A 12,660-nucleotide genomic window follows, 5' to 3' on the forward strand; every position below is an offset into this window, starting at 1 on the left:
ATCCGCACCAGCGGTTCCCGGCAGTTGTGGTCCGAGCGAGAAAATGATCGCGCTCTCCACTCAGGCGTTTCATGGTGAACACGTCTGCACAGCGGAATATTCACACGGTTTCGTCCACCGTGGCATAGCCTGCGGCGAGGACGCCCGCACCGACGAGCGTCGCGCCGTGCGTGATTCGAGACGGCACCACGCGCAGTTCCCGCAGGTAGCCCAGCCGGGCATGCTTGGCAAGCGCCGCGCGCAGCGGATGCCACAGCGGCTCACCGGATTGCGCGAAACCCCCGCCGATCACCACTTGGTCGATGTCCAACAACGCGGCGGCGGAGGCGATCGCCTCGCCGAGCGCGGTGCCCGCCCGATGCAGCGCGGCGACGGCGATCTCGTCACCGGCGTGCGCGGCCTCGGCCAACTGCAGGCCGGTCGTGCCCAACCAGCCCTGCTCGCGCGCCCAGCGCACCGAGGACATGCCACTGGCGACCGCCTCGACGCAGCCGACGCCACCGCAGCCGCAGGGCGTGTCCCAGCCCGGCACGATGATGTGCCCGACGTGTCCGGCATTGCCGGTGCGCCCCAGCAGCACCTTGCCGTCGGCGATGAGTCCGCCGCCGATCCCCGACGACACAGTCATAGCAAGGGCATCGGACACCCCGCGCAGCGCGCCGACGTGATGTTCGGCCAGCGCGAGGCAGGCGCCGTCGATCGCGAATCGGATCACGGCCGAGGGAAACAGCTCCCGCACGGCGGCGACGATCGGGAATCCGGCTTTCCACTCGGGGATGTTCAACGGCCGGGTAACACCGGTCCGCACGTCCACCGGCCCCGCCGAGCCGATGCCGACGGCGGTGACCCGCTCCGGGCCCGCTACTTCGCGCAGCAAGCCGCGGCAGGTGTCCCACACGCCGTCGCGCGGCACGTCCACCCGCTGTACGTCGCGGACCTCATGGCCGGCGTACACCACACCGGCCGCGAACTTCGTCGCGCCGATATCAAGAGCAAGAACAGTCATCGCCATGCCACCTTCGGGATTCGAGCCACCTGCGATTGTCACCCGAGCACGCGATCGGCGCTCCCGATCCGGCTCGGGCCGTCACGGCTTGTCCGCGGACTCCACCAGATGTTCGAAGGCGCGCAAATTGTTCAGCGGTTCGCCGCGCGAGACGCGCCACTTCCATTCCCTGCGAATGGATTCCGCGAAGCCGAGCTCCAACAACATGTTGAAGTCGGCGTCGACGGCCTCGAGGATCTGACCGAACACCCGGTCGAGCTCGTCGGAAGTGACGGCGTGCGTGGCAAGGCGGCCGACGAGGTAGATATCGCCGACTCGGTCCAGAGTGTAGGAGACGGCATACAGCCTGCGATTGCGGCGCAGCAGGAATTTGTAGACGCTTTCGAAGTTCTCGTCCGGCTTGCGGCAGACGAACGACTCGACGCGGACTCCGTGCTTGCCGACCGTGATCAGCACCGTCGTCGCGAGTTTGCGCTCGCCGGGCAGGGTGACGACGAAGGTCTCCGCGCCAGGCCGGGTGTGTTCGATTTCCCTGTCGCGCAACGTCTCGTCGATGATCTGCGCGGTAGCCTGCACCTCGTTCACCGGCGTATCCCCGTCCGGCGCCGCCACAGCGCCCGCGATCTGGCTTGACTGCTCTCGCCGATCAGGGCGGCCATCCGTTCTCCGCTGAGGCCAGCACGTTCGCCGGGCAGGCAATCTTGCCCGTCGTCCCGCAGAACACTGTGCGCGTGGCCGAGTACGGCGCGATCACCGGGAAGCCTGGACATTGCCGCAGAATAGCTGGTGAGCAGCCCGTCGGCGGTGTGCGCCCAGGAGAAGTTCGCGGCGTGCTCGACGGCGCGCTCGCTCATCCGGTGCAGCCGATCGGGTTCGCCGAGCAGGTAACCGAGGGCGTTCGCCCAGTCCGGTGTGCGATGTCCGGGGACGAGCAGCCCGGATTCCTCGTGCCGTACGGCGGTGCCGAGACCACCGACGTCGGCTGCGAGCACCGGGGTCCCGCTGGCCTGTGCCTCGATCGCGACCAAGCCGAAGGATTCGTTGTAGCTGGGGACCGCGACCAGGTCGGCGGCACGGTAGACCAGCACCAGCCGGTCCGGCGGCTGCGGCGGCAGGAAGGTGACCCGCTCGGCGATGCCCAGGTCGGCGGCCAGCTCCATCAGCGCGTCGGGCCGCTCGAGCCCGGTGCCCGACGGACCACCGACGATGAGCACACGCAGCTTGCGTTCCGGGTCGGCACGTAGCACCTCGGCGGCAGCGCGCACCAGCACATCCGGAGCCTTCAGCGGTTGAATCCGGCCGACGAACGCGACGATCTGCTCGTCGGCGCTCAGCCCGAGCGCCGCGCGAGCGGCGGCCTTGCCACCTGGGCGGTAGCGGGTCAGGTCCGCGCCCGGCGGCACGACGTCGATCCGGTCGGCTGCGGCGCCGTAGAGCTCGATCAGCTGCCGGGCTTCCTCGGCAGTGTTGGCGACCAGACGATCGGCCTCCGCGATCACCTGCTTCTCGCCGATCTCGCGGGTCGCGGGTTCTGGACAGTCACCCTCGGCGAGCGCGGCGTTCTTCACCGCCGCCAGCGTGTGCGCGGTGTGCACCAGCGGCACCCGCCAGCGGTCCCTGGCCAGCCAGCCGACTTGGCCGGACAACCAGTAGTGCGAGTGCACGAGGTCGTAGTACCCGGGCAGGTGCCTGGCCTCCTGACGCAGCACCTCCGCGGTGAACGGGCACAGCTGGGTGGGCAGGTCGTGTTTGTCCAGCCCCTCGAACGGGCCGGCCACCACATTGCGCACGAGCACACCTGGCGCCGCCTCCTGGACGGGCGGGATGTTCGAGGTGGTGGCCCGGGTGAAGATCTCGACCTCGGTGCCGCGTCGGGCCAGCTGAAGCGCGGTTTGCAACACGTACACGTTCATGCCGCCCGCGTCGCCGGTCCCCGGCTGGGCGAGTGGTGAGGTGTGCACCGATAGCACGGCGATACGGTTCGGCCGTAGGTCCAGGCGCTGACTCACACTCTCCATAGTGCACGTTGGATCGCGGGACTCAGAGACCCGACCGCACCCGAGTGAGGGCTATCACAGAGGTCCGGCCCCCGATCACAAACTCTCGGCGAACTCGCTCACCTCGGCGACGAACCGAGGCCGGTCCTCGATGAACAGCCCGTGCTGCGCACCTTCCCAGAACGACGCCCGCGCGTCCGGGACCGCCTCGGCGATGTAGCGGCCGTTCTCGATCGGGACGACCTGGTCCGCGGTGCCGTGCAGGACCAGCACCGGAATATCCAGCGCGCGGAGCGTTTCGGTGTTGTCGACGGTCCGATAGAACAGTGCCTTGCGCACCGCGGGCGGCGTCGCAAGGCTGGCGCCGAACAGTCGCTGCGCGTCGACGCCTTTGTCCGCACCCGGCCCGGTGTTCGCATTGCCGAACGCCCCGAACGCGCGCACCGCACGGCCCGCACTCTCCTCGAAAACGCCGGGTATCGCCTGCTCCATGGCGATGCCGGTCGCCGCCCCGGGCACATCACGACCGATATTCGCCATCGAGCCGGTGTAGACGACGCCCGCGACGGCCCCGGTGCCATAGGCGGTCAGATAGTCCGATAGCACGATGCCGCCATAGGACCAGCCGAGCAGCACGGCTCCCGACTCGATGCCCTCGGCCGCCAGCACCGCCGCGACGTCGCCGGCCCAGTTCTTCGGATCGTCATATCCCACAGCGGGCACGTCGGAGTAGCCGTGGCCGCGCAGGTCGACCGCAATCACCCGGAACCGCGCGGCGAGGTCGTCGGCGGCGGAGCCCCAGCAGCGCAGATTCGCCGACCAGCCGTGCAACAGCACCAGTGGCCGGGCGTCGGCCGGGCCGCCGGCCCGGTAGACGATGTTCGTTCCGTCCGCACTGAGCGCGTCCCGAATAGCCATGGCACTCAGGCTAGCGGTGATCCCGGCGACAGCGTCGAGCCTGGCAAACACCCCGCACCTAAGATCGGAGCATGAGTACTCGCACCGCCGTCGTCACCGGGGCCAGCTCGGGTATCGGCGAGGCCACCGCCCGGGAGCTGGCCGAACAGGGCTACCACGTCTACATCGGCGCGCGCAGGCTGGACCGCCTGCAGCGCCTCGCCGACGAAATCGGTGGCACCGCATTGGCACTCGACGTCACCTCGGATGAGTCGGTGCGGGCGTTCACCGAGGCGGTCGAGCGCGCCGACGTGCTGGTCAACAATGCGGGCGGCGCCAAGGGCCTCGCCACGGTCGCCGAGGCCGACCTGGACGACTGGCGCTGGATGTGGGAGACCAACGTGCTCGGAACGCTGCGCGTCACGAAAGCCCTGCTGCCCAAGCTGATCGCCTCCGGCGACGGGCTGATCGTCACGGTCACGTCGGTGGCCGCGTTCACCGCTTACGACAACGGCTCCGGCTACACCTCCGCCAAGCACGCCCAAGCCGTGCTGCATCGCACGCTACGCGGCGAGTTGCTCGGCCAGCCGGTGCGTCTGACCGAAATCGCCCCCGGCGCAGTGGAAACCGAGTTCTCGCTGGTCCGCTTCGGCGGTGACGACGAACGCGCGGCGAAGGTGTACGAAGGTATCGACCCGCTGGTCGCGCAGGACATCGCGGAGGTCATCGGCTTCGTCGCGTCGCGGCCTCCGCACGTCAATCTGGACCAGATCATCATCAAGCCGCGCGACCAAGCGGAGGCGGGCCGATTCGCTCGCCGCAACTAGCCCGAGAGTTATAGCTGAAGCGAATCGTCCGGTATTGGTACGGTGTCCGACCGCCAGTTTCTGAGGCTTCGCTGATCGGCACCACCCATTAGCATCCGATGCGTGCCAAGCGAAGTACATCGGATGGGAGCTGTTCAGCTTATGTTCAGGGGATTCAAAGAGTTCCTGATGCGCGGGAACGTCATCGATCTCGCGGTCGCTGTCGTCATGGGTACCGCGTTCACCTCAATCGTCACCTCGGTGACGAAAGGGATCGTCAATCCCCTGCTCGCGGTGTTCGGTAGCACGAACGAACTCGGCCTCGGCGTTCAGCTGATTTCCGACAAACCGGCCACTTTCATCGCCATCGGCCCGATCATCACGGCGGCCATCGACTTCGTCATGGTCGCCGCCGTGCTCTATTTCGTGCTGATCCTGCCGATGAAGACGATCAAGAACCGCTTCGGCACCACCAAGGCGGCCGAGCCGACCGAGACCGAGCTGTTGATCGAGATCCGCGACCTGCTCGCCGAACGCCACGAAGCGGTGCGCGCAGAACGTGCCGCCGACCGCCGGATCGAAGAGAAGGACTCGCACGTCCGCTAGCGCATCAGCCGAGCTCACCGGCGCCGGGCCGGCCTGCGCCGGTCGATGCCCAGCGGACCTCCCCACGCCCAGTCGGGCCGTCAGCGACCGCCCGCCGGCTGGGGCGGCACCGGAGTCGCCGACACGACGGCCGACGGCTGGCCCTGCAGGGCCGACATGCTCTTCCAGGTGTTCCAGTCGATGGTCCAGTCGTAGAGGTCTCCGTCGGCGGCCGAAAGCGGGATCGAGGTGCCAGTCACCTCGACCGGGTCACCGTAGAGCGCCGTCGGGAAGAAGGCCTGGGCATCACCGGGCGACAGATTGATACAGCCGTTGGTGACGTTCGCCGAACCCTGCGCCGACAGCGATTCCGGATTGGCGTGAATGAATTCGCCGTTGTTGGAAATGCGGACGGCCCAGCGTTCGCGCACGTTGGTATAGAACGGCGGATTCGACATCATGAAGTCTTCATATTTCTCGGTGACCACGTGGACGCCGGACCTGGTGACATTGCGCGGCTCGTTGCCCTCGCCGTAGCTGACCGCGAAATCGAAAACCGTCTTTCCGTCGCGGACCACCTGCATGCGGTGACTCGGGGCGGTTGCCTTCACGATCTGGCTGCGCCCGATGCGGAAGTCCGAGGTCAGATCGGAATACCCGTAATTGCCGTTGCCCAGGTCGAGCCCGTAGAGCTTCGCCGAGACATGCACCGTGGTGCCCGGCACCCAATAGTTCCTCGGACGCCAGTGCAGCCGCGAGCCGTTGTCGTCCGGGAACCAGGCCCACGCGCCCTCGGTAGGCGGGTCGGTGGTGATGGTGAGCGCCTTCTCCACGGCGGCCTTGTTCTGCACCGACGTCTTGAACTGCACAATGATCGGCGCCGCGATGCCGACCTCTTGGTTGTCCCCGATGTTGACGGTCGCGGGAATCGTATTCTTCGGCGCGAGCGTACGGAACGAGCCGTCGATCGGGATCGGCTTGCCATCGGTCCCGACAGCGGTGCCCGACCAGGTGTAGGTGGCGTCGTAGCCGAGCGGCTCGGTGATCGTGTAGCTGTGCCGGTCCGCCGCGAGTTGGCCGCTGACCTGCTTGCCCGCGGCATTGGTCAGCGCGACCTGGTCGATCGTGCCGTCACTGACCGTCACCGCGACCGGCGCGGTCGGGTTGACGTTCTCGGTGTCGTCGGCGGGGGCCAACGTCGTCTTGGCGATCGGACCGGCGCCGCGAGCCGACTCGCCGCCGCGGTCGATCGCGCATCCGGCTACCAAGGCGACAACCACGAGGAGCACAACCGACACCGCGGCAACCGGTCGGAGAATCATGGAACGGTTGCTCACTTCTTCGAATCTACGCGTGGCGCGCTGCCGGACCGGCTACCGAAGGATGTGGCGTCCGTTGCACCCGGAGCTACAGCGTGATGCCGACCGTGACCGGTTCCGGCTCCAGCCGGATGCCGAACCGCTCGGCGACACCGTCGCGCACAGTCCTGGCCAACGCCACCAGATCGGCGGCACTGGCGCCGCCGCGATTGGTCAGTGCCAGCGAATGTTTTGTCGACAGCCGAGCGGGTCCGTCGGCACCGGGGAAGCCCTTCGCGAAACCAGCTCGCTCGATCAGCCAGCCCGCGGAGAACTTGACCCCGTCCCGAGCCGGGTAAGTCGGCACCGTGACGTCACCCACATGGGCGGCGATCGCGGCCCGTACCTGCGCCACCCGGTCCGCGGCGACCACTGGGTTGGTGAAGAACGAGCCCGCACTCCAGGTGTCGTGGTCGACGGGGTCGAGCACCATCCCCTTGCCTGCGCGCAGTCGCAGCACCGCATCCCGCACCTGCGCCGCAGGCCAGGACTCCCCGTCGGCAGCGCCGAGGGTGGCGGCGAGCTCGCCGTAACGCAGTGGCACGCTCGATCCGTCGGTGCGCAGCCCGAAATCCACCGCGAGCACCACGGCGTCGTCGCGGTGCTTCAGCACACTGGTGCGGTAGCCGAATCCGAGCTCTTCCGGAGCTACCCAGCGGATCTCGCCGCCGGCCCGGTCCAGGAGGCGCACCCGGCGCAGCAGGTGCGCGACCTCGGCTCCGTAGGCGCCCACATTCTGCACCGGCGTCGCACCCGCCGAACCGGGGATGCCGGACAGGCACTCCAGTCCGCCGAATCCCGCGGCGACCGTCGCGCGCACCACCTCGTCCCAGTTCGCCCCCGCCTCGGCGATCACACCGTCTGCGCCGATCTCGACCCTGGTCGTCACTACCCGGACCACCACGCCGTCGAAGCCGTCGTCGCCGATGAGGAGATTGGAGCCACCGGCGAGCAGCAGCACGGGGACACCCGCCGCGTCGAGCGCGCGCACCGTCGCGATCAGCGCTTCGGTCGTCGCGCATTCGGCAATGGTCGCGGGCCCGCCCACCCGCAGCGTGGTCAGCTCCGCGAGCCGCACCGAGTCGCGCAGCCGCGCACCGGTGTCGGCAAGGAGATCCGAGAGCACCACCCGTGAAGTTCGCACAGCCAGACGGTAGCGTGTCCGACCATGGCTACACCGCTCGCGTACACGGCCCGCTACTCGCATTCCCTCGCCGCCGTGCGCGCGGCCTTCGCGAACGATCAGTACTGGAAGGACCGCGTCGCGGAGGTCGGCGGGCCCAATGCCCGGCTGGAGTCGGTCACGGTCAGCGGTGACCAGGTGCGGGCCGAGCTGGTGCAGGCCATCGCCGCCGAGCTGCTGCCTGCCGCGATCACCGCGGTGCGCCCCGGCGACCTGATCATTCCGCGCATCGAGCACTGGACCGGCGACTCGGCCACCTTCGAGGCCCGCGTCGAGGGCGCGCCCGCCGAGGTGCGCGGCACCATCACGCTGGCCGCCGACGGCTCCGGCGCCACCGCCACGACCAACGGCACCATCGAGGTGAAGATCCCGCTGTTCGGAGGCAAGATCGAGACCGCGATCGCCGAGCACCTCACCGAGCTGCTGAAGAACGAGGAAGAGTTCACCAACAACTGGCTCGCGTCGCACTGATTCCGGCCGGTGAGCGTCCGCCCGGCGGGCCGGATGGTCCGCCGTTCCCGCGGCCGGGCCGCCTGACCGGGTGGCGCCACACTCAGGCGGCCTCCTTTCGCATCGCCTCCCGCGCGAGCGCAGCGCGCGAAAACAAGCACAGCCGCGATCGCGGTCATGACGGAGTCGAGTGCCGGCGAGGCGGGGTCATGACCGCGATGGCGCGTAGAGGTATCCGCTACCGCACCCAGTAACGTGTGAACCCATGGCACGCCGACTGGACTATTCAGCCCGCTACCCGCTGCACACCACAAAAGAGCTGTACGCGGCGCTGTCGAACCGCGACTACTGGGACGCGCGGATGATGGAGATGCGGAAGTACTCGCCCGGCAACGAGGTTGTCAGGTTGGAGCCCGGCGACGGCGGCATCGAGCTCGAACTGCATCACATCCTGCCCCGCGACATGCTGCCCGAGATCGCGCAGACGGTCATGCGCAAGGACATGGTGATCACCCGCAAGGAGACCTACGGTCCGTACGGACCGGACGAGATCACCGGCAAGTATTCGGCGTCCATTCCGGCCGGGCCGGGCAGCCTCACCGGCACGATCCGTCTTTTCCCCACCGAAACCGGTTGCACCATGCGTTTCTCCTCGGAGGCGAAGGTGTTCATCCCGATGGTCGGCCCGCGTTTGGAGCAGCTGATCCTGGTCAACCTGGTCGACCTGTTCCGCGCCGAGGCCGAGTTCACCGTTCAGTGGCTGGAAGAACGCCACCCCACCAGCTGACCAAACCGGTCGGCACCATCACCCGCGGCACCACCGGAGTCAACCGGCTGCGCCGCAGCGACCGCTGGCTGATCCACGACGAGCTGGTCACCACCCGGCTTCGCGACACGGCAGATCCGCTGGTGGTCGACCTCGGTTACGGTGCGAGCCCGTGGACCACGTTCGAGCTGGCCGCGCGGCTGCGGAGAGTCCGCGCCGACGTGCGAGTGGTCGGGCTGGAGATCGACCCGCAGCGGGTGGTGCCCAGCCGCGACGGCGTCGCCTTCGCACGTGGCGGATTCGAATTGGCCGGGCTGCGACCGGTTTTGGTGCGCGCGTTCAACGTGCTGCGCCAGTATCCGGAAGCGGCCGTGCCGGACGCCTGGTCGACGATCCGCTCCGGGCTGGCACCGGACGGCCTGCTGGTCGACGGCACCTGCGACGAACTCGGTCGCCGCTGCGCGTGGGTCCTGGTGGACCGCGCAGGCCCGCGCTCGCTCACGCTGGCCTGGGACCCGTTCACAGTCGAGCGACCCTCCGACATCGCCGAACGTCTTCCGAAGGTGCTGATCCACCGCAATATTCCTGGCGAGCCGGTGCACGCCCTGCTGGCCGCCGCGGACCGCGCGTGGGCCAGAGCCGCGCCGCTGGCACCCTTCGGTCCGCGGGTCCGCTGGCGTGCGGCCGCGGAGTTCTTGCGTGCGGAGGGTTTCCCGGTTCGCCGCTACCGCCGCCGCCTGCGCGACAACGTGCTCTCGGTGCCGTGGTGGGCCGTGGAACCAACCGCCACCGGCTGACGCGACAGACCTTCACGCCACCGCGAGCGCCCGATACAGCCTCGTCGCCGCGCGCGGCGGCAGCCGCGTCCCGGCCTCCCGGATCTCCTCGCCGGCACAACGGTGGATGGCGACCGCGTCGGCGACCACCTCGTCCAGCGCGGTCTGCGCGATATCGGCTTCCGCCAGATCGAGCACCGTGCGCACGGGGGTTGTCACCAGGAATGGCCCCGCCGATTCCACGTCGGCGCCGACCAGCGAGCGGCGCAGGACCACCAGCCGCGGCGCCACGGGCAGGCGACCCGCTCGCACCGACAGGTGCAAGAACCTCGGGCGCAGCCGCCCGAGGCCGTGCAGTTCAGCCGCACTCTGATGGGTGACGGCCGCGCCCCCGTCGAACCAGGCCGCCCACATCGCGTATTCGTCGAGCGGGCCGTCGGGCCAGCCGGCCAGCCGCAGCAGACCCACCCCGGCCCTGGTCACCGACCCGTCGCCCAGCCCGACACGCACCCGCGCCGCGCACCCGGTGCGTAGCACCTGCCTGGTGGTGAAGAAACCGGCGTGCCGACCCGCCCATCGCCGCAGAACCCGCCATCCCTGCTCCGCGGATTCGATCGCGCGGGCCGCCGCATCGCCAGCCATGCGCACCAGACTACGCCCGACTTCTGTGTCACATATCACATTCGAACACCTCAACGCGCCCACAGAGGCGGCACAGAAAGGTCGTGAAGAATCGGGGCCATGACGAACTCTCCGTCCAAGATGACGATCAACCGGCGGGCCCTGCTGATCGCGCTGATCGTGGTAGCGACTCTGCTCGCCACGGTGCTGGTCGGCGGCGAGGTATACGCCAGGCACATGGTCTCGCGGTGCATCAGCTCGCAATTCGAGAAGGAGATGGGGTCGAAGATCGACGTGCGCTTCGGCCCCAAGCCGATGCTGATCACCTGGATCGACGGCAAGGTGCCCTCGGTGCGGGTGAACAGCGCCGACACCAAATTCGGCCCCGCGGTCGGGATGGTGGTCCACGCCGTCTTCCGCGACGTCGATGTCGCCCGAGGCGGCGGCGTGATCAACAGTTCCTCCGCCGATGTCACCTGGAACAACGAGGGCATCCAGGAGACGCTCGGCGGCCTGGTCAGTGGCGTGAGTTCCTCGGCGAGCACGGGCACGATCAGCCTGAAGGTGCTCGGCGGGCTAGCCGAACTCCAGGTGAAGCCGCAAATCCAGAACGGGGTGGTGCAGGTGGAGACGATGTCGGCGGAGCTGCTCGGCGTGGGTGTGCCCGCCGATCTGGTCCAGGGCATCGTCGACGTGTTCACCCAGAGCCTGCAAAGTTACCCGCTCGGCCTGCAACCGACCGAGGTAGAGGTCACCGACTCCGGCATCGCCGTCAAGCTCGCGGGCGGGCGCACCGAGCTGCCGGCTGCCGACAACAACTCCGACGTGCGGTGCTGAACCACTCCCGCAAACACATCGCGCGTCCCAGGAGTGGCACACCGCTGCGGCTGACCGACTGCGGGTAGACCCGCCCGGGGTTGTGCCACTCGGTGGCGTGGGCGACCCTCAGGCGCGTTCGACCGTGATGGTCATTCCTGCTGCGCGGAGCCGGTCGGTGAGTGCGTCACCCATCGCGGCGGCCGGAGTCAGGATGCCCGCGAGGGCGGGTTGGCTGTCGGTGTCGAATGCCAGGCACAGACCGCTCTGGCCGAGCAGCACCGCGGTGGCCTGGTACCCCGGGTCGCCACTGCCGGAGAAAGTTGCCACGTACTTGGCGCCCGAGGTGGTGTGCGCGAACGTCTTCATGCTGAACCAGCCGCTGTTGCGTTCCTCTTCACTCGGCCCGGTGCCCGGCTTGGGCAGCACCCGGTCGAGCAGCTTGCGGCCCGCGGAGGCTCGCGAAAGCAGTGCGCCCGCCGTCATCGTCGCCACGATGCCGCCCGCCATGCCCGCCGCCACCAACGGCGCCACCCGCGACTTCCCCGCGCTCATCACCTCGCGGTAGCGGAAGTTCTTGCCATATACCCACCCGAGCAGCCCGTTGGTGCGGCGCACGATCTTGGTGTTGTGCGCGGCCATGACGAAGGTGCTCACCCAGCCGTCGAGGCTCGGGTCGATGACGTTCGCCCGCGAGAGCGCCTGATCGGACTGGCGGCCCACATCCGGATCCATCGACTTGTCCGGGCTCAGCGAATACGGGTGCGACAGCACCGAGCCCTTGGCCGGGTCGGCCGCGATGGCCTCCATCATGGCGCGACCGGAATCGATGGTGCCGCCGCTGACCCCGCCCTTGAGCGAGGCCACCAGCGTGGTGTCGGTGAGCTCGCCGGTGTTGTCGTCGATGGAGCGTCGGTAGAGCTGGTAGACACTGAGGTCGGACGGAATCGAGTCGTAGCCACAGGAATTCACGATCTTAGCGCCGGTCTCGACGGCCTGCTCGTGATAGCCGTCGATGGCGTCGCGGATGAACAGCGGTTCACCGGAGAGGTCGGCGTAATGGGTCCCGGCCTTCGCGCATGCCGCGACCAGCGGGATCCCGTAGCGCAGGTAGGGGCCGACAGTGGTGACGACAACCTTGGTGCGTGCGGCCAGCTCATCGAGCGCGGTTCGGTCCGTCGAGTCGGCCACCACCAGACCCCAGTCGGCGGCCTTCGGGCCGAGTTCGGCACGGACCGCGGTGAGCTTGTCCAGCGACCTGCCCGCCAGCGCGATGCGCGCGGATTCCGGCGCGGCGCCGGTGAGGTACTCGGCGGTGAGCGCGCCGACGAAACCGGTCGCGCCGAACAGGACGAGGTCGAATTCCCGGGTGTCTGCCATAGTCTTCCGTTCTGCGGTC

14 protein-coding genes are annotated in these 12,660 nt (G+C 68.6%); 6 read left to right on the forward strand and 8 right to left on the reverse strand.

Annotated features, from left to right (window positions below; translation table 11 throughout):
* Window positions 1-100: 100 nt before the first annotated feature.
* From OH799_RS21435 to OH799_RS21450, 4 genes are all read right to left on the reverse strand, one after another.
* A complete protein-coding gene (locus OH799_RS21435) occupies window positions 101-1,006 on the reverse strand; it encodes an ROK family protein (RefSeq protein ID WP_406266904.1) in 906 nt (301 codons plus the stop codon).
* A gap of 81 nt (window positions 1,007-1,087) precedes the next feature.
* Window positions 1,088-1,582: a YbjN domain-containing protein gene (locus OH799_RS21440; RefSeq protein WP_406282350.1), complete on the reverse strand. Its 495-nt coding sequence runs from the start codon at window positions 1,580-1,582 to the stop codon at window positions 1,088-1,090.
* Between the two features lie 5 nt (window positions 1,583-1,587).
* Window positions 1,588-3,024 (reverse strand): D-inositol-3-phosphate glycosyltransferase, encoded by a 1,437-nt coding sequence (gene mshA, locus OH799_RS21445; protein ID WP_406266908.1) that lies wholly within the window; start codon window positions 3,022-3,024, stop codon window positions 1,588-1,590.
* A gap of 75 nt (window positions 3,025-3,099) precedes the next feature.
* Complete coding sequence (locus OH799_RS21450; RefSeq protein WP_406266911.1) at window positions 3,100-3,921, reverse strand: alpha/beta fold hydrolase; 822 nt, start codon at window positions 3,919-3,921, stop codon at window positions 3,100-3,102.
* Between the two features lie 71 nt (window positions 3,922-3,992).
* Between OH799_RS21450 and OH799_RS21455 the strand changes: the two genes are divergently transcribed.
* Together OH799_RS21455 and mscL are read left to right on the forward strand one after the other, a co-directional pair.
* Window positions 3,993-4,727: an SDR family NAD(P)-dependent oxidoreductase gene (locus tag OH799_RS21455; protein ID WP_406266914.1), complete on the forward strand. Its 735-nt coding sequence runs from the start codon at window positions 3,993-3,995 to the stop codon at window positions 4,725-4,727.
* A 141-nt stretch (window positions 4,728-4,868) separates the two neighbouring features.
* Window positions 4,869-5,312: a large conductance mechanosensitive channel protein MscL gene (mscL, locus tag OH799_RS21460; protein ID WP_406266916.1), complete on the forward strand. Its 444-nt coding sequence runs from the start codon at window positions 4,869-4,871 to the stop codon at window positions 5,310-5,312.
* 80 nt (window positions 5,313-5,392) lie between these two features.
* Here mscL and OH799_RS21465 read toward each other — a convergent pair whose 3' ends face one another.
* A complete protein-coding gene (locus OH799_RS21465) occupies window positions 5,393-6,613 on the reverse strand; it encodes an Ig-like domain-containing protein (RefSeq protein ID WP_406282353.1) in 1,221 nt (406 codons plus the stop codon).
* A gap of 85 nt (window positions 6,614-6,698) precedes the next feature.
* Complete coding sequence (locus tag OH799_RS21470; protein ID WP_406282357.1) at window positions 6,699-7,778, reverse strand: UDP-N-acetylmuramate dehydrogenase; 1,080 nt, start codon at window positions 7,776-7,778, stop codon at window positions 6,699-6,701.
* 39 nt (window positions 7,779-7,817) lie between these two features.
* On the opposite strand from OH799_RS21470, the gene OH799_RS21475 reads away from it, so the two are divergent.
* The 3 genes from OH799_RS21475 (at window position 7,818) to OH799_RS21485 (ending at window position 9,845) form a co-directional block, all read left to right on the forward strand.
* On the forward strand, window positions 7,818-8,303 hold the full coding sequence (locus OH799_RS21475; RefSeq protein WP_406266918.1) for a DUF2505 domain-containing protein: 486 nt from the start codon (window positions 7,818-7,820) through the stop codon (window positions 8,301-8,303).
* 244 nt (window positions 8,304-8,547) lie between these two features.
* Window positions 8,548-9,069 carry a DUF2505 domain-containing protein gene (locus tag OH799_RS21480; protein ID WP_357260043.1) on the forward strand — a complete coding sequence of 174 codons (522 nt, stop codon included), beginning with the start codon at window positions 8,548-8,550 and terminating at the stop codon, window positions 9,067-9,069.
* On the forward strand, window positions 9,039-9,845 hold the full coding sequence (locus tag OH799_RS21485; protein WP_406266922.1) for a class I SAM-dependent methyltransferase: 807 nt from the start codon (window positions 9,039-9,041) through the stop codon (window positions 9,843-9,845). The genes OH799_RS21480 and OH799_RS21485 overlap by 31 nt, the downstream gene beginning before the upstream one ends.
* A 12-nt stretch (window positions 9,846-9,857) precedes the next feature.
* Here OH799_RS21485 and OH799_RS21490 read toward each other — a convergent pair whose 3' ends face one another.
* Entirely contained in the window at window positions 9,858-10,466 is a 609-nt protein-coding gene (locus tag OH799_RS21490; RefSeq protein ID WP_406266925.1) for a hypothetical protein, read from the reverse strand.
* 99 nt (window positions 10,467-10,565) lie between these two features.
* On the opposite strand from OH799_RS21490, the gene OH799_RS21495 reads away from it, so the two are divergent.
* Window positions 10,566-11,282, forward strand: a complete 717-nt coding sequence (locus tag OH799_RS21495; RefSeq protein ID WP_406266928.1) for a DUF2993 domain-containing protein — start codon at window positions 10,566-10,568, stop codon at window positions 11,280-11,282.
* A 108-nt stretch (window positions 11,283-11,390) separates the two neighbouring features.
* Here OH799_RS21495 and OH799_RS21500 read toward each other — a convergent pair whose 3' ends face one another.
* Window positions 11,391-12,641: a saccharopine dehydrogenase family protein gene (locus tag OH799_RS21500; RefSeq protein ID WP_406266931.1), complete on the reverse strand. Its 1,251-nt coding sequence runs from the start codon at window positions 12,639-12,641 to the stop codon at window positions 11,391-11,393.
* Window positions 12,642-12,660 lie beyond the last annotated feature (19 nt).

This window comes from Nocardia sp. NBC_00881 (assembly GCF_045207455.1).
In the GTDB taxonomy this organism is placed as follows: Bacteria; Actinomycetota; Actinomycetes; order Mycobacteriales; family Mycobacteriaceae; genus Nocardia.

What these genes read in the sequence shown, in the direction of transcription:
- OH799_RS21490 (WP_406266925.1), bottom strand. Translation starts at nt 10,466, where the DNA reads ATGGCTGGCGATGCGGCGGCCCGCGCGATCGAATCCGCGGAGCAGGGA.
- OH799_RS21500 (WP_406266931.1), bottom strand. Translation starts at nt 12,641, where the DNA reads ATGGCAGACACCCGGGAATTCGACCTCGTCCTGTTCGGCGCGACCGGT.
- OH799_RS21435 (WP_406266904.1), bottom strand. Translation starts at nt 1,006, where the DNA reads ATGACTGTTCTTGCTCTTGATATCGGCGCGACGAAGTTCGCGGCCGGT.
- OH799_RS21480 (WP_357260043.1), top strand. Translation starts at nt 8,548, where the DNA reads ATGGCACGCCGACTGGACTATTCAGCCCGCTACCCGCTGCACACCACA.
- mshA (WP_406266908.1), bottom strand. Translation starts at nt 3,024, where the DNA reads ATGGAGAGTGTGAGTCAGCGCCTGGACCTACGGCCGAACCGTATCGCC.
- mscL (WP_406266916.1), top strand. Translation starts at nt 4,869, where the DNA reads ATGTTCAGGGGATTCAAAGAGTTCCTGATGCGCGGGAACGTCATCGAT.
- OH799_RS21465 (WP_406282353.1), bottom strand. Translation starts at nt 6,613, where the DNA reads ATGATTCTCCGACCGGTTGCCGCGGTGTCGGTTGTGCTCCTCGTGGTT.
- OH799_RS21450 (WP_406266911.1), bottom strand. Translation starts at nt 3,921, where the DNA reads ATGGCTATTCGGGACGCGCTCAGTGCGGACGGAACGAACATCGTCTAC.
- OH799_RS21455 (WP_406266914.1), top strand. Translation starts at nt 3,993, where the DNA reads ATGAGTACTCGCACCGCCGTCGTCACCGGGGCCAGCTCGGGTATCGGC.
- OH799_RS21475 (WP_406266918.1), top strand. Translation starts at nt 7,818, where the DNA reads ATGGCTACACCGCTCGCGTACACGGCCCGCTACTCGCATTCCCTCGCC.
- OH799_RS21495 (WP_406266928.1), top strand. Translation starts at nt 10,566, where the DNA reads ATGACGAACTCTCCGTCCAAGATGACGATCAACCGGCGGGCCCTGCTG.